Origin of the sequence: Streptococcus sp. 3874 (genome assembly GCF_013276425.1) — a bacterium.
GTDB lineage: Bacteria > Bacillota > Bacilli > Lactobacillales > Streptococcaceae > Streptococcus > Streptococcus pseudopneumoniae.
Map to the genome: position 1 here is coordinate 1 of NZ_VMLA01000008.1, position 16619 is coordinate 16619.

The following is a 16619-nucleotide window of genomic DNA, read 5'->3' on the forward strand; positions in this document are numbered from 1 at the left end:
ATTTTCATTGAGTATAAGCGAAGAACAACACCGACTACAATCGGTCCGATGATAGTTTTAAGGATTAGTTCCATCATGAGCTATCTCACCTCCTTTCGTAGGCGGTGTAGCAGTGCCGAATAATATTATACCACATATGTGTTAAACTTAGGAGTCACCCAATCAGGTGGAGTTTTTTTGGCTCTATTTCAGGCTTTTCGGAAGTTTTCTAAATATCATTTTTCAATAGCTTTCTCTAAATCTTATAAACTTTATTGGACAGATTCTAAAGTTGGAGAAGCTGAATGGATGAGGATATAAACCTTTGACAAAATTCGTGAACTATGGGATAATAAAAAGGAATTGAGTACTAGTTCTATATCATAGGCTAGAAAAGACCCCAAGCTCACGACCAAATAAGCTTGAGGTCTTTTTTGACACTATTTGTCCTTGTTTAGCCATTTATCGACTATACGAAGAACGACACCGACCACAATTGGTCCGATGATAGTTTTGAGTACTAATTCCATCATGGGCTATCTCACCTCCTTTCGTAGGCGGTGTAGAAGTTCCGAACAATATTATACCACATAAGTGCTAGACTCGGGAGTCACAATCCAGTGGCTTTTTTGTTTGTGGCTTGGTTTTTTGATATAATAGAGCCATGAGTAGAATTTTAGATAATGAGATAATGGGGGATGAGGAGTTAGTAGAACGCACGCTCCGTCCTCAGTATTTACGTGAATATATCGGACAGGATAAGGTCAAGAACCAGCTCCAAATCTTTATCGAAGCTGCCAAAATGCGGGATGAAGCGCTGGATCATGTGCTCTTATTTGGCCCTCCAGGCTTGGGAAAAACGACCATGGCTTTTGTTATTGCCAATGAACTAGGTGTCAATCTCAAGCAAACGTCTGGGCCTGTCATTGAAAAAGCCGGTGATCTGGTAGCGATTTTGAATGACTTGGAGCCTGGGGATGTCCTTTTTATTGATGAGATTCATCGCTTGCCCATGTCTGTGGAAGAGGTGCTTTATAGTGCCATGGAGGACTTCTACATTGATATCATGATTGGTGCTGGTGAAGGCAGTCGCAGCGTTCATTTGGAGTTGCCACCTTTTACCTTGATTGGGGCGACGACTCGGGCTGGTATGCTCTCAAATCCGCTACGGGCACGTTTTGGGATTACAGGTCATATGGAGTATTATGCCCATGCTGACTTGACGGAAATTGTTGAGCGGACGGCAGATATTTTTGAGATGGAAATCACCCATGAGGCAGCATCTGAGTTGGCCCTACGTAGTCGTGGGACCCCTCGTATTGCCAATCGTCTCCTCAAGCGCGTGCGCGATTTTGCCCAGATAATGGGGAATGGGGTGATCGATGATCTTATTACCGATAAGGCTTTGACTATGCTGGATGTTGACCATGAAGGTCTGGACTATGTGGACCAGAAAATCCTTCGTACCATGATTGAGATGTACGGAGGTGGTCCTGTTGGTCTAGGAACTCTTTCTGTTAACATAGCAGAAGAACGTGAGACGGTGGAAGACATGTATGAGCCTTACTTGATTCAAAAAGGTTTTATCATGCGGACACGGTCTGGACGGGTGGCGACTGCTAAGGCTTATGAGCATTTTGGGTATGAATATATTGAAAAATAAGGCTGAAATTTTAGACTCTTTCAGAGAAAATCCGGATATGATGGCTATTCTGACTATCATCCGAAACCTTGGTCTGAAAGATTCCTGGTTGGCAGCAGGTTCTGTCAGAAATTTTATCTGGAATCTCTTGTCAGACAAATCCCCTTTTGACTGTGAAACAGATGTAGATGTAATTTTCTTTGATCCAGATATTTCTTATGAGGAAACCTTGTCTCTAGAGAAAAAGTTGAGAGAGGATTTTCCTCAGTACTAGTGGGAATTGAAAAATCAGGTCTGTATGCATCAGCACAGTCCTCATACTGCTCCCTATAGCAGCTCTTGTGATGCCATGAGTAAGTATCCAGAACGATGTACGGCTGTTGGACTGCGCTTGAATGAAGATTCTACTTTAGAACTCTTTACTCCTTACGGACTCGAGGATATTTTGAATTTTCAAGTTCGTCCAACTCCTCATTTCTTAGAAAATGAAGACCGAATGGAGCTTTATCAAACACGTTTATCCAAGAAAAATTGTCAGGAGAAATGGAAAAATTTGATTTTTAAAACTTCTTAAGGAAACTTTAAGCTAGGGAGTGTATACTGAGTTCATAAGTTAAGAAGACCTTAACTTAAACTCCTAAAACTTTTTCATAATAATCTCCCTATAAAAAATAAAGTCGCCCAATCAGGCGGCTTATTTTTTTGAAAAATGGGCTTGGTGCCTGAGAATAATACTCAATGAAAATCAAAGTGTAAACTAGGAAGCTAACCGCAGGTTGCTCAAAACACTGTTTTGAGGTTGCAGATAGAGCTGACGTGGTTTGAAGAGATTTTCGAAGAGTATAAATAGCTTAGTGATAGAAGAAAATAGGGAAATATGGTATAATGAAACGATAGATTTTTGAATAGGAATAAGATCATGTTTGGATTTTTTAAGAAAGATAAGGCTGTGGAAGTAGAGGTTCCGACACAGGTCCCTGCTCATATTGGCATCATCATGGATGGCAATGGCCGTTGGGCTAAAAAACGTATGCAACCGCGAGTTTTTGGACATAAGGCGGGCATGGAAGCATTGCAAACTGTGACCAAGGCAGCTAACAAACTAGGCGTTAAGGTTATTACGGTCTATGCTTTTTCTACAGAAAACTGGACCCGTCCAGATCAGGAAGTCAAGTTTATCATGAACTTGCCAGTAGAGTTTTATGATAATTATGTCCCGGAACTGCATGCGAATAATGTTAAGATTCAAATGATCGGAGAAACGGACCGCCTGCCTAAGCAAACCTTTGAAGCTCTGACCAAGGCTGAGGAATTGACTAAGAACAACACAGGTTTGATTCTTAATTTTGCTCTTAACTATGGTGGACGTGCTGAGATTACACAGGCTCTTAAGTTGATTTCTCAGGATGTTTTAGATGCCAAAATCAACCCAGGTGACATCACAGAGGAGTTGATTGGTAATTATCTTTTTACCCAGCATTTACCTAAGGAGTTACGAGACCCAGACTTGATTATCCGTACCAGTGGAGAATTGCGTTTGAGTAATTTCCTACCATGGCAGGGGGCCTATAGTGAACTCTATTTTACAGATACCTTGTGGCCTGATTTTGACGAGGCGGCCTTGCAGGAAGCCATTCTTGCCTACAATCGTCGTCATCGCCGATTTGGAGGAGTTTAGGAGGAAATATGACACAGGATTTACAGAAAAGAACCTTGTTTGCAGGGATTGCACTGGCTATTTTCCTACCGATTTTGATGATTGGGGGACTCTTGCTTCAGATAGCAATCGGAATCATAGCCATGCTAGCCATGCATGAACTTTTGAGGATGAGAGGTCTAGAGACCATGACGATGGAGGGCCTCTTGACCCTCTTTGCAACCTTTGCATTGACCATTCCCTTGGAGAATTACCTGACTTTTTTGCCAGTTGATGGGAATGTGGTTGCCTATAGTGTTTTGATTTCAATCATGTTAGGAACGACCGTTTTTAGCAAGTCTTATACGATTGAGGATGCGGTTTTCCCTCTTGCTATGAGCTTCTACGTGGGCTTTGGATTTAATGCTTTACTAGATGCTCGTGTTGCAGGTTTAGATAAGGCGCTTTTGGCCTTGTGTATCGTCTGGGCGACAGACAGTGGTGCCTATCTTGTTGGGATGAACTATGGGAAACGAAAGTTAGCACCAAGGGTATCGCCTAATAAAACCCTTGAGGGTGCCTTGGGTGGTATTTTAGGAGCGATTTTAGTAACCATTATCTTTATGATAGTTGACAGTACAGTTGCTCTTCCATATGGAATTTACAAGATGTCAGTCTTTGCTATTTTCTTTAGTATTGCTGGACAATTTGGTGATTTACTAGAAAGTTCGATCAAACGTCATTTTGGTGTTAAGGATTCTGGGAAATTTATCCCTGGACATGGTGGTGTTTTGGATCGTTTCGATAGTATGTTGCTTGTATTTCCAATCATGCACTTATTTGGACTCTTTTAATCAAAAGACGGAGGAAACGCTATGCTCGGAATTTTAACCTTTATTCTGGTTTTCGGGATTATTGTAGTGGTGCACGAGTTCGGGCACTTCTACTTTGCCAAGAAATCAGGGATTTTAGTACGTGAATTTGCCATCGGTATGGGACCTAAAATTTTTGCTCACATTGGCAAGGATGGAACGGCCTATACCATTCGAATCTTGCCTCTGGGTGGCTATGTCCGCATGGCCGGTTGGGGTGATGATACAACTGAAATCAAGACAGGAACGCCTGTTAGTTTGACACTTGCTGATGATGGTAAGGTTAAACGCATCAATCTCTCAGGTAAAAAATTGGATCAAACAGCCCTCCCTATGCAGGTGACCCAGTTTGATTTTGAAGACAAGCTCTTTATCAAAGGATTGGTTCTGGAAGAAGAAAAAACATTTGCAGTGGATCACGATGCAACGGTTGTGGAAGCAGATGGTACTGAGGTTCGGATTGCACCTTTAGATGTTCAATATCAAAATGCGACTATCTGGGGCAAACTGATTACCAACTTTGCAGGCCCTATGAATAACTTTATCTTGGGTGTCGTTGTTTTTTGGATTTTAATCTTTATGCAGGGTGGCGTCAGAGATGTTGATACCAACCAGTTCCATGTCATGCCCCAAGGGGCCTTGGCTAAGGTGGGAGTGCCAGAAACGGCACAAATTACCAAGATTGGCTCACATGAGATTAACAACTGGGAAAGCTTGATTCAGGCTGTGGAAACAGAAACCAAAGATAAGACGGCCCCGACTTTGGATGTGACTATTTCTGAAAAGGGGAGTGACAAACAAGTCACTGTTACACCCGAAGAAAGTCAAGGCCGTTACCTTCTAGGTGTTCAACCGGGAATTAAGTCAGATTTTCTATCCATGTTTGTAGGTGGATTTACAACTGCAGCCGACTCGGCTATCCGAATCCTATCAGCTCTGAAAAATCTGATTTTCCAACCGGATTTGAACAAGCTAGGTGGACCTGTTGCCATCTTTAAGGCAAGTAGTGATGCTGCTAAAAATGGAATTGAGAATGTCTTGTACTTCTTGGCAATGATTTCTATCAATATCGGGATTTTTAATCTTATTCCGATTCCAGCTCTGGATGGTGGTAAGATTGTGCTCAATATCCTGGAAGCCATCCGCCGCAAACCATTAAAACAAGAAATTGAAACCTATGTTACCTTGGCCGGAGTGGTCATCATGGTTGTCTTGATGATTGCTGTGACCTGGAATGACATTATGCGACTCTTTTTTAGATAATCGAGGAATATTATGAAACAAAGTAAAATACCTATCCCAACGCTTCGCGAAATGCCAAGCGATGCTCAAGTTATCAGCCATGCTCTTATGTTGCGTGCTGGTTATGTTCGCCAAGTATCTGCAGGTGTTTATTCTTACCTACCACTTGCTAATCGTGTGATTGAAAAAGCTAAAAATATCATGCGCCAAGAATTCGACAAGATTGGTGCCGTTGAGATGTTGGCTCCTGCCCTTCTCAGTGCAGAATTGTGGCGCGAATCAGGTCGTTACGAAACTTACGGTGAAGACCTTTACAAACTAAAAAACCGTGAAAAATCAGACTTTATCCTAGGTCCAACACACGAAGAAACCTTTACAGCTATTGTCCGTGATTCTGTTAAGTCTTACAAGCAATTGCCACTCAACCTTTACCAAATCCAGCCTAAGTATCGTGATGAAAAACGCCCACGTAATGGACTTCTTCGTACACGTGAGTTTATCATGAAGGATGCTTATAGTTTCCACGCTAACTATGATAGTTTGGATAGTGTTTATGATGAGTACAAAGCAGCCTATGAGCGTATTTTCACTCGTAGTGGTTTAGACTTCAAGGCTATTATTGGTGACGGTGGAGCCATGGGTGGTAAGGATAGCCAAGAATTTATGGCCATTACATCTGCTCGTACAGACCTTGACCGCTGGGTTGTCTTGGACAAGTCAGTTGCCTCATTTGACGAAATTCCTGATCAAGCGCAAGAAGAAATCAAGGCAGAATTGCTCAAATGGATAGTCTCTGGTGAAGATACCATTGCTTACTCAAGTGAGTCTAGCTATGCAGCTAACTTAGAAATGGCAACAAACGAGTACAAACCAAGCAACCGTGTTGTCGCTGAAGAAGAAGTTACTCGTGTTGCAACGCCAGATGTTAAATCAATTGATGAAGTTGCAGCCTTCCTCAATGTTCCAGAAGAACAAACGATTAAAACCCTCTTTTACATGGCAGATGGTGAGCTTGTTGCAGCCCTTCTAGTTGGAAATGACCAACTCAACGAAGTCAAGTTGAAAAACTACTTGGGAGCAGATTTCTTTGACGTTGCTAGCGAAGAAGAAGTGGCGAATCTTGTTCAAGCAGGATTTGGTTCACTTGGACCAGTTGGTTTGCCAGAGAATATTAAAATCATTGCAGACCGTAAGGTACAAGATGTTCGCAATGCAGTTGTCGGTGCTAACGAAGATGGCTACCACTTGACTGGTGTGAATCCAGGTCGCGATTTTACTGCAGAATATGTGGATATCCGTGAAGTTCGTGAGGGTGAAATTTCCCCAGACGGACAAGGTGTTCTTAACTTTGCGCGTGGTATCGAAATTGGTCACATCTTTAAACTCGGCACTCGCTATTCAGCAAGCATGGGAGCAGATGTTTTGGATGAAAATGGCCGTGCTGTGCCAATCATCATGGGATGTTACGGTATCGGTGTCAGCCGTCTCCTTTCAGCAGTGATGGAGCAACACGCTCGCCTCTTTGTTAACAAAACACCAAAAGGTGAATACCGTTACGCTTGGGGAATCAACTTCCCTAAAGAATTGGCGCCATTTGATGTGCACTTGATTACTGTTAATGTCAAGGACGAAGAAGCACAAGCCTTGACAGAAAAGCTTGAAGCAAGCTTGATGGGAGCTGGTTATGAAGTCTTGACAGATGACCGTAACGAACGTGTCGGAGTTAAATTTAGCGACAGTGACTTGATTGGATTGCCAATCCGTATCACTGTTGGGAAGAAAGCGGCCGATGGCATCGTAGAAGTGAAGATTAAAGCGACTGGTGACACCATCGAGGTTCATGCAGATAACTTGCTTGAAACGCTTGAAATTCTCAGCAAGAAATAAAAACTATAATCAGAAGAAAAACAAGGAAAAAATGTAACTAGTTTTTACCTTGTTTTTTCTGTATAATGGGAAAAATGAGTAGATAAAGAGGTAAATGTATGCTAAGATTTCCAAAGGATTTTGTCTGGGGATCCTCTACTTCTGGACCACAAACAGAAGGACGTGTAGCTGGTGACGGTAAGGGAGATAATCTCTGGGATTATTGGTACCAAGTGGAGCCAAACCGTTACTATAATGGGATTGGTCCAGATAAGACATCGACCTTTTATGAAAATTGGGAAAAGGATATTGAGCTACTGTTAGAAACTGGTCACACGGCCTTTCGGACTTCTATTCAGTGGTCACGGATTTTTCCACAAGGGCGTGGGGAAGTCAATCCTCAAGGTGTGGATTTTTATCGTAAGGTCTTTGAGGCTATTAAGGCCAAAGGGATTCGTCTTTTAGTCAATCTTTATCATTTTGATTTGCCTTTTGCCCTTCAAGAGGATGGTGATGGTTGGGAAAATAAGGGGACTGTCTCAGCTTATGAAGACTATGCTCGTTTTTGTTTTGAGACTTATGGAGATTTAGTGGATCAATGGATTACCTTTAACGAGCCAATCGTTCCTGTGGAATTTGGTTATTTTTACGATGCCCATTATCCACATAAGGTGGATGCAGAAGCGGCGGTTAAAGTAGCCTACCACACACAATTGGCTAGCAGTCGGGCGGTTAAGGCTTGTCATGAACTCTTGCCTGATTCCAAGATTGGGATTGTCCTCAACTTGACACCGGCTTATCCACGTAGCCAGCATCCTGCTGATGTCAAGGCAGCTCGTATTGCGGACCTTTTTCAGGCCCAATCTTTCTTAGATCCATCTGTCTTGGGGACTTATCCACAGGAGTTGGTAGAAATCTTACATGAACACGGTCTCTTGCCTGATGCTACAGAGGAGGAGTTGAAACTCATTCGTGATAATACGGTGGACTTCCTTGGTGTGAACTACTATCAACCTTTGCGTGTTATGGCTCCTCGATTTGCTAAGCATCCAGAGAGTCCACTCTTACCAGAACATTTTTACGAGCCTTATGTGATGCCTGGACGTAAAATCAATTCTCACCGTGGTTGGGAGATTTATGAGCAAGGGATTTATGACATCGCCCAAAATATCAAGGAAAATTATGGCAATATTGAGTGGATGTTGACTGAGAATGGTATGGGTGTTGAAGGGGAAGAAAAATTCCGTCAAGATGGAATGATTCAAGATGATTACCGTATTGACTTTGTAAAAGGTCATCTTCGTGAACTTCACCGTGCCATTGAAGATGGTGCCAACTGTAAGGGCTACTTGATTTGGACCTTTATTGACTGCTGGTCATGGCTCAACAGCTATAAAAATCGCTATGGTTTGGTCGAATTAGACTTGGAAACGCAAGAACGTCGTCTGAAGAAATCAGGCCACTGGTTCAAAGAATTAAGCGATAATAATGGATTTTAAAAAGGACTCTGACTGATTATCCCAATCGGTCAGAGTTTTTATGCTTACAGGAGCTTAATTTGAACTATACCAATTTTTACTCTTGACAAGTGAAAGAAACAAGTATATACTGTTTTTGCTGATTCTATAAAAGATGAATTAGACTATACCAATTTTAAGGAGAAAGCACAGCTTGCCTGTGTCGTATATACTATGTGTGGAATTGTTGGTGTTGTTGGAAACACAAATGCAACTGATATTTTGATTCAAGGGCTTGAAAAGCTTGAATACCGTGGCTATGATTCTGCGGGAATTTTTGTCCTAGATGGTGCTGATAACCATTTGGTGAAGGCGGTTGGTCGTATCGCAGAATTGTCTGCCAAGACAGCTGGTGTTGAGGGAACAACTGGTATCGGACATACTCGTTGGGCTACTCACGGAAAACCAACTGAGGACAATGCTCACCCACACCGCTCTGAGACAGAACGTTTTGTCTTGGTGCATAATGGGGTGATTGAGAACTATCTTGAAATCAAGGAAGAATACCTTGCAGGTCACCACTTCAAGGGGCAGACAGATACTGAAATAGCCGTTCATTTGATTGGAAAATTTGCGGAAGAAGAAGGGCTCTCAGTTCTTGAAGCCTTCAAAAAAGCCCTTCACATCATCCGTGGTTCTTATGCCTTTGCCTTGGTTGACTCACAAGATCCTGAAGTCATCTACGTAGCTAAAAATAAATCACCACTTTTGATTGGTCTTGGAGAAGGCTATAACATGGTCTGCTCAGACGCCATGGCTATGATTCGTGAAACTAACCAATACATGGAAATCCATGACCAAGAGTTGGTAATCGTCAAGGCTGATAGTGTGGAAGTTCAAGACTATGATGGAAATCGTCGTGAGCGTACTAGCTACACTGCTGAACTTGACTTGTCAGATATCGGTAAGGGAACTTACCCTTACTACATGCTCAAGGAAATTGACGAGCAACCAACTGTTATGCGGAAACTCATCCAAGCCTACACAGATGGGGCTGGTCAAGTTGTCGTAGACCCAGATATCATTAAGGCTGTTCAAGACGCAGACCGCATCTACATCCTTGCAGCTGGAACATCTTACCATGCAGGATTTGCTTCTAAGAAAATGTTGGAAGAATTGACAGATACACCAGTTGAACTTGGAATCTCATCTGAGTGGGGCTACGGTATGCCACTTCTCAGCAAGAAACCACTCTTCATCTTTATCAGCCAATCTGGTGAAACAGCGGATAGTCGTCAAGTTTTGGTCAAGGCTAATGAAATGGGAATTCCAAGCTTAACAGTGACAAACGTTCCAGGTTCAACCCTCTCACGTGAAGCCAACTATACCATGCTCCTTCACGCAGGTCCTGAAATTGCCGTGGCATCAACTAAAGCCTATACAGCGCAAATCGCAGCCCTTGCCTTCCTTGCAAAAGCAGTCGGAGAAGCAAATGGTAATGCTAAAGCGCAAGCCTTTGACCTGGTTCATGAATTGTCAATCGTAGCTCAGTCTATCGAATCAACTCTTTCAGAGAAAGAAACCATTGAAGCCAAGGTTCGTGAACTTCTTGAAACAACTCGTAACGCCTTTTACATCGGACGTGGTCAAGATTACTACGTAGCCATGGAAGCAAGTCTCAAACTCAAAGAGATTTCTTACATCCAGTGTGAAGGCTTTGCGGCAGGAGAACTCAAGCACGGAACCATTGCCTTGATTGAAGAAGGAACGCCTGTCTTGTCTCTCTTGTCAGATCCAGTTCTTGCCAACCATACTCGTGGAAATATCCAAGAGGTCGCAGCCCGTGGTGCCAAAGTCCTCACTATCGCAGAAGAGAATGTAGCCAAAGATACCGACGATATCGTCCTTACGACCGTACATCCATACCTCTCACCAATTTCAATGGTCGTACCAACGCAATTAGTCGCTTACTTTGCAACCCTCCACCGTGGCCTCGATGTGGACAAACCACGTAACCTTGCTAAATCAGTAACGGTAGAATAGAATCTATGAATATACGGGCGTAAAGCCATAGGTTTATCCTATAAGGTTTTACAGCCTATTTTTTATGTTACAAATGATGATAGGGGTTTACTTTTCAATAATTATAGCAGATTGAATTTAGAACAGTACACAGGAATACTAAAATATTTCTAGAAATTAATTTGAATTTTCCAATTGATTTGTTCGTATCTTATTTCAAACTACTATAAAAAGAGGAAGCTGGGCAAAAACTCAATTTGAAGAGAAAATTCAGTAAATCTTTCCATGATAAAACGCATCATATTAAGGTTTTGTACACCTGATATGATGCGTTTTATCATTTTTAAGCCTTTTTGCCCAGCCTCGTCAAAAGTAAAGTTTTGGCACAAAATCTGTGACAAAACTTTAGTTTTAAAGGTTTTTAACTTTGTATATACTAGTTTTAAGAAAAGGAGGATGATCCTAATGGAAGAAAAAGTATCATTGAAAGTCAGAGTTCAAAAACTAGGGACATCGCTTTCAAATATGGTTATGCCCAATATTGGAGCATTTATTGCTTGGGGAGTGTTGACTGCCCTCTTTATCGCTGATGGCTATCTGCCAAATGAACAGTTAGCTACTGTTGTTGGTCCTATGTTAACGTATTTATTGCCAATCCTGATTGGTTACACAGGTGGATATATGATCCATGGTCAACGTGGTGCCGTTGTAGGAGCTATTGCTACTGTTGGTGCAATCACAGGTTCTAGTGTTCCTATGTTTATCGGAGCTATGGTAATGGGCTCACTGGGAGGATGGACTATCAAGAAATTTGATGAAAAGTTCCAGGAAAAAATTCGTCCCGGATTTGAAATGTTAGTTAATAATTTCTCAGCTGGTCTCGTTGGTTTTGCATTATTGCTTTTGGCTTTCTACGCAATCGGTCCAGTCGTATCGACTCTTACTGGAGCTGTTGGGAATGGTGTTGAGGCTATTGTTAATGCTCGCCTCCTTCCTATAGCTAATATTATCATCGAACCGGCTAAAGTCCTTTTCCTCAATAATGCCCTCAATCATGGCATTTTTACTCCTCTGGGAGTAGAACAGGTAGCTCAAGCTGGTAAGTCAATTCTCTTCCTATTGGAAGCTAATCCTGGACCAGGCCTGGGAATTCTATTAGCTTATGCTGTATTCGGTAAAGGTTCTGCTAAATCTTCTTCTTGGGGGGCAATGCTTATTCATTTCTTCGGAGGGATTCATGAAATTTACTTTCCTTATGTTATGATGAAGCCTACTCTATTTTTAGCTGCTATGGCAGGAGGTATCTCTGGAACTTTTACTTTTCAACTCTTAGACGCTGGTCTTAAATCTCCAGCTTCACCAGGTTCTATTATTGCGATTATGGCTACGGCGCCAAAAGGCGTTTGGCCCCATCTAAATGTTCTTCTAGGTGTTTTAGTGGCAGCAGTTGTTTCTTTCCTTGTAGCAGCCCTTATTCTTCATGCAGACAAGTCAACTGAGGATTCGCTCGAAGCTGCTCAGGCGGCTACCCAAGCAGCTAAGGCTCAGTCTAAAGGTCAGTTAGTATCAACTTCTGTTGATGCAGTTGTTTCGACAGACTCAGTGGAAAAAATCATTTTCGCCTGCGATGCTGGTATGGGAAGCTCTGCTATGGGAGCTAGTATTCTTCGAGATAAGGTTAAAAAAGCAGGTCTAGAGATTCCAGTATCTAATCAGGCAATCTCAAATTTGCTTGATACACCAAAAACATTAATTGTTACTCAGGAAGAACTGACACCAAGAGCTAAAGACAAGAGTCCAAGTGCTATTCATGTTTCTGTTGATAATTTCTTAGCGTCCCCTCGTTATGATGAAATTGTAGCTTCATTAACAGGAGCTTCTCCAATAGCAGAAATTGAAGGAGATATACCAACTTCAGCATCAGTAGATAGTCAGGAAATTGACCTTAACCATATTGATGCTGTAGTAGTTGCTTATGGTAAAGCACAGGGATCTGCAACTATGGGCTGTGAAACGATTCGGGCTATCTTTAGAAACAAGAATATTCGTATTCCAGTTTCTACTGCCAAAATTTCAGAATTAGGTGAATTTAATTCTAAAAACATAATGATTGTAACAACTATTTCTTTACAGGCAGAAGTGCAGCAAACAGCACCGAATTCTCAATTTCTTATTGTGGATAGTTTAGTAACAACACCAGAATATGACAAAATGGCTGTTAGAATGTACAAATAGAACTAGAGGTTTCTAAATTACGAATGCTATTAACCAAACGAGAAGAACAATTATTGAAGGCTTTCCTACATGTAGGGAAGCTTTCAATGCAAGACATGACTGAAATCTTACAGGTTTCATCTAGAACAATTTATCGAACTTTATCAGATTTGACAGATAGCATGGAGCAATATGGAATCGAAATAACGAAGCATGGGAAATACTATATTTTGACTGGAGAGTTGGATGATTTGCCGACAGAACTTGAAGTGTTAGTTGAGTATAGTCCCCAAGAAAGACAAGAGTTGATTACCTATCGCCTTCTGACTGAGAGTGGTTTTGTCACCAATGAAGCATTGCAAGAATGCATGAAAGTCAGTAATGTAACTATTATTCAGGATATTTCAGATATTGATAAGCGTCTTTTAGACTTTGATCTGAAAATTGAACGACAAAAAGGTTATCGTATTTCTGGTGATTCAGTTGGTAAGAGAAGATTTTTGGCTATTTTACTGACAAACTGTATCTCAGTAGCAGATTTTTCAACCGGTAATTTTGGGAGCTTTGATATTTTAGAAGCAGATAGAACTAGGCTGGCCAGTCAGATTGTTAATAAGCAACTGTCAGGTTTTCCAGATATGGATGCTAGGATGAAGATGTTTTTTGCGATCTTGTTATCTCTTATAGGTCAGGAGCAAAACATTGAAAATTCACCTAATACTAGTAAGCAGGCTTTGGAAATTTCTCAAAAAATTTTTCAAGCTTACTCTAAGCAGACTGCACAATTTTATAGTATTCAGGAAATTATCTATTTTGCGAGCATCTTGGATGAATTAATCATTAAACGTCAGGACAATCCGCTCTTTACGGAGAAATTTGATGGTGAATTTTTCTACAATATTTCAAATCTGATTGATACGGTTTCCATGTATACCAAGATTGACTTTTTTAAGGACAAGGTTTTATTCAATTTTCTTTTCCATCATATTCGGCTCAGTTTAGGCGTCCCTATCCTTTTTCAGGGTGAAAATTTGCCAGAATCTGTCCAGATTTTAGTTGAAAGGAATAAATTTCTTTATACAGTCATCAGTCTTTTAGTGAATGATATTTTTCCGAAATATCTTCATACAGAGTATGAGTATGGCATGATTGCCCTACATTTTATCTCTAGCTTAGGCCGTAGTCCAGAGATTTATCCAGTCCGTGTTTTGCTTTTAACGGATGAACGTCGGGTCACTAGAGATTTATTAGTCAGTAAAATTAAGAGTGTTGCTCCTTTTGTAGAGTTGATAGATATTCAGTCTCTAGTAGATTACCACAGTATTGATCTCAGTCAGTATGATTATATTTTATCTACCAAGCCGCTGACTAATCAGGAAATCGATGTAATTTCTAGTTTTCCAACCGTCAAAGAATTGCTTGAATTACAGGAACGACTTCAGTATGTACAGGCACATCGTACAATTGTCGCGCGTGATGCTATCGCTCCAGAGAAAAGTTATGACTTGCAAGATTATTTAATATCTAGTAGTCAGCTTTTGAGTCAATTCGAGTTGGTTCAATTGGAGAATAATCAATCATTTGAGCACACGGTAGAACAAATCATCCAATATCAGAAGAATGTGAGTGACAGAGATTACCTAACAAGAAAATTGTTATCTCACTTCCAGAATAGTCCTATGGCTATTCCTAATACTGGTCTGGTGCTTTTACATAGTCAGTCTAGCAAAGTAACAACAAATAGTTTTACTATGTTTGAACTCAAACTACCTATCTCCGCATTGTCAATGAAACGAGAGGAAGAAGAGGTCAAAAGGTGTCTGCTAATGCTAATGTCTAAAGAAGCTAGCGAGGAAGCTAGAGATTTAATGACAGCTATTAGTCAGTCGATTATTGAAAATCATCTTTATACAGAGATTTACAAGACGGGAAATCAATCCATTATTTATCAGATGCTAAATACTATTTTTAAAGAAAAAATTAAGAAATTGGAGAACTAATATGAAACTTGAAAAACATTTGATTAAGCTTAATAAACAATTTTCTAACAAGGAGGAAGCTATTTGTTATTGTGGGCAAGTTCTTTATGAGGGTGGATATGTTAATGAAGACTATATTGAAGCCATGATTGAGCGAGATAAAGAGCTATCTGTTTACATGGGTAACTTTATCGCCATACCGCATGGAACAGATGCAGCAAAAAATGATGTCCTCAAGTCTGGTATTACAGTCGTTCAAGTCCCTAGAGGGGTTGATTTTGGGAATGTATCTAACCCTCAAGTGGCAACGGTTCTTTTTGGTATTGCTGGTATTGGTAATGAACACTTAGAAATTATTCAGAAAATTTCTATCTTCTGTGCAGATGTAGATAATGTTCTTAAACTAGCAGATGCTCAGTCAAAAGAGGAAGTGTTGCGCTTATTTGATGCTGTTGAATAATTGAATTTCGTCATTTGTCATCTAGTATATATGTCCCTCAAATAGGAAAAGGAGAAATTGAATGAAACATTCTGTTCATTTTGGTGCCGGTAATATCGGTCGTGGTTTTATAGGTGAAATTCTATTTAAAAATGGTTTCCATATTGATTTTGTGGATGTCAATAATCAGATAATTCATGCTCTAAATGAAAAGGGCAAGTATGAAATTGAAATTGCACAGAAAGGACAGTCTCGTATAGAAGTAACTAATGTGGCTGGCATTAATAGCAAAGAAGATCCTGAGCAAGTCATTGAAGCGATTCAAAAGACGGATATTATTACTACTGCAATCGGACCTAATATACTCCCTTTTATCGCTGAACTTCTAGCCAAAGGAATCGAAGCTCGCCGAGTTGCAGGAAATACACAGGCATTGGATGTTATGGCCTGTGAAAATATGATTGGCGGGTCTCAATTTCTTTATCAAGAAGTCAAGAAATATTTAAGTCCGGAAGGTTTGACATTTGCTGATAACTACATAGGTTTTCCAAATGCTGCAGTAGACAGGATTGTTCCAGCACAAAGTCACGAAGATTCCCTTTTTGTTGTGGTCGAACCCTTTAATGAATGGGTCGTGGAAACCAAGCGTCTTAAAAATCCAGATTTACGTCTAAAAGATGTGCATTATGAAGAAGATTTAGAACCCTTTATTGAGCGAAAACTTTTTTCAGTCAATTCTGGACATGCAACTTCAGCTTACATTGGTGCGCATTATGGTGCCAAGACAATTTTGGAAGCTCTTCAAAATCCTAATATCAAATCTCGGATTGAATCTGTATTAGCTGAAATTCGGAGTCTCTTGATTGCCAAATGGAACTTTGATAAAAAAGAATTGGAGAATTATCACAAAGTCATTATAGAACGGTTTGAAAATCCTTTCATAGTGGACGAAGTTAGTCGCGTAGCTCGTACTCCAATCCGAAAATTAGGCTATAATGAACGATTCATCCGGCCGATACGTGAATTGAAAGAACTCAGTTTGTCATATAAAAACCTACTTAAAACAGTTGGCTATGCCTTTGACTATCGCGATGTAAATGATGAAGAAAGTATTCGATTAGGTGAATTGTTGGCTAAACAATCAGTCAAAGATGTTGTTATACAAGTTACAGGTTTAGACGACCCAGAATTGATTGAGCAAATTGTAGAGTATATTTAATCTTTTTCGAAAATCTCTTCAAATCAGGTTAGCATCCATCTGCAACCTCAAA

12 protein-coding genes and 1 pseudogene are annotated in these 16619 nt (G+C 40.6%); 12 read left to right on the forward strand and 1 reads right to left on the reverse strand.

Annotated features, from left to right (window positions below):
* Nucleotides 1-419 precede the first annotated feature (419 nt).
* Nucleotides 420-512, reverse strand: coding sequence for a type I toxin-antitoxin system Fst family toxin (locus HT703_RS00610; RefSeq protein ID WP_000970381.1), 93 nt, complete (start codon nt 510-512; stop codon nt 420-422).
* 131 nt (nt 513-643) lie between these two features.
* Between HT703_RS00610 and ruvB the strand changes: the two genes are divergently transcribed.
* The 12 genes and pseudogenes from ruvB to HT703_RS00670 all read left to right on the forward strand — a co-directional run bounded on the left by ruvB (nt 644) and on the right by HT703_RS00670 (nt 16567).
* The gene (ruvB, locus tag HT703_RS00615) at nt 644-1642 is read left to right on the forward strand and encodes a Holliday junction branch migration DNA helicase RuvB (RefSeq protein ID WP_081005517.1); all 999 of its coding nucleotides are present in this window, start codon (nt 644-646) and stop codon (nt 1640-1642) included.
* Nucleotides 1623-2195 (forward strand): annotated as a pseudogene (locus HT703_RS00620) (nucleotidyltransferase family protein). Before ruvB ends, HT703_RS00620 begins: the two are co-directional and overlap by 20 nt.
* Before the next feature lie 345 nt (nt 2196-2540).
* Nucleotides 2541-3299 (forward strand): isoprenyl transferase, encoded by a 759-nt coding sequence (locus tag HT703_RS00625; RefSeq protein WP_000466722.1) that lies wholly within the window; start codon nt 2541-2543, stop codon nt 3297-3299.
* 8 nt (nt 3300-3307) lie between these two features.
* On the forward strand, nt 3308-4111 hold the full coding sequence (locus HT703_RS00630) for a phosphatidate cytidylyltransferase (protein ID WP_000189868.1): 804 nt from the start codon (nt 3308-3310) through the stop codon (nt 4109-4111).
* Nucleotides 4112-4132: 21 nt separating this feature from the next.
* Nucleotides 4133-5392, forward strand: coding sequence for an RIP metalloprotease RseP (gene rseP / locus HT703_RS00635; RefSeq protein ID WP_000900657.1), 1260 nt, complete (start codon nt 4133-4135; stop codon nt 5390-5392).
* Nucleotides 5393-5404: 12 nt separating this feature from the next.
* Nucleotides 5405-7258, forward strand: a complete 1854-nt coding sequence (locus tag HT703_RS00640) for a proline--tRNA ligase (protein ID WP_054392882.1) — start codon at nt 5405-5407, stop codon at nt 7256-7258.
* A gap of 98 nt (nt 7259-7356) precedes the next feature.
* A complete protein-coding gene (gene bglA / locus HT703_RS00645; RefSeq protein ID WP_172929821.1) occupies nt 7357-8736 on the forward strand; it encodes a 6-phospho-beta-glucosidase in 1380 nt (459 codons plus the stop codon).
* A 192-nt stretch (nt 8737-8928) separates the two neighbouring features.
* A complete protein-coding gene (gene glmS / locus HT703_RS00650; protein WP_050205218.1) occupies nt 8929-10737 on the forward strand; it encodes a glutamine--fructose-6-phosphate transaminase (isomerizing) in 1809 nt (602 codons plus the stop codon).
* 444 nt (nt 10738-11181) lie between these two features.
* Complete coding sequence (locus HT703_RS00655; RefSeq protein ID WP_119919898.1) at nt 11182-12951, forward strand: PTS mannitol-specific transporter subunit IIBC; 1770 nt, start codon at nt 11182-11184, stop codon at nt 12949-12951.
* 23 nt (nt 12952-12974) lie between these two features.
* The gene (locus HT703_RS00660) at nt 12975-14930 is read left to right on the forward strand and encodes a transcription antiterminator (protein ID WP_014017193.1); all 1956 of its coding nucleotides are present in this window, start codon (nt 12975-12977) and stop codon (nt 14928-14930) included.
* A 1-nt stretch (nt 14931) separates the two neighbouring features.
* Nucleotides 14932-15369: a PTS sugar transporter subunit IIA gene (locus tag HT703_RS00665; protein ID WP_000764149.1), complete on the forward strand. Its 438-nt coding sequence runs from the start codon at nt 14932-14934 to the stop codon at nt 15367-15369.
* Between the two features lie 61 nt (nt 15370-15430).
* Entirely contained in the window at nt 15431-16567 is a 1137-nt protein-coding gene (locus HT703_RS00670) for a mannitol-1-phosphate 5-dehydrogenase (protein ID WP_000682963.1), read from the forward strand.
* Nucleotides 16568-16619 lie beyond the last annotated feature (52 nt).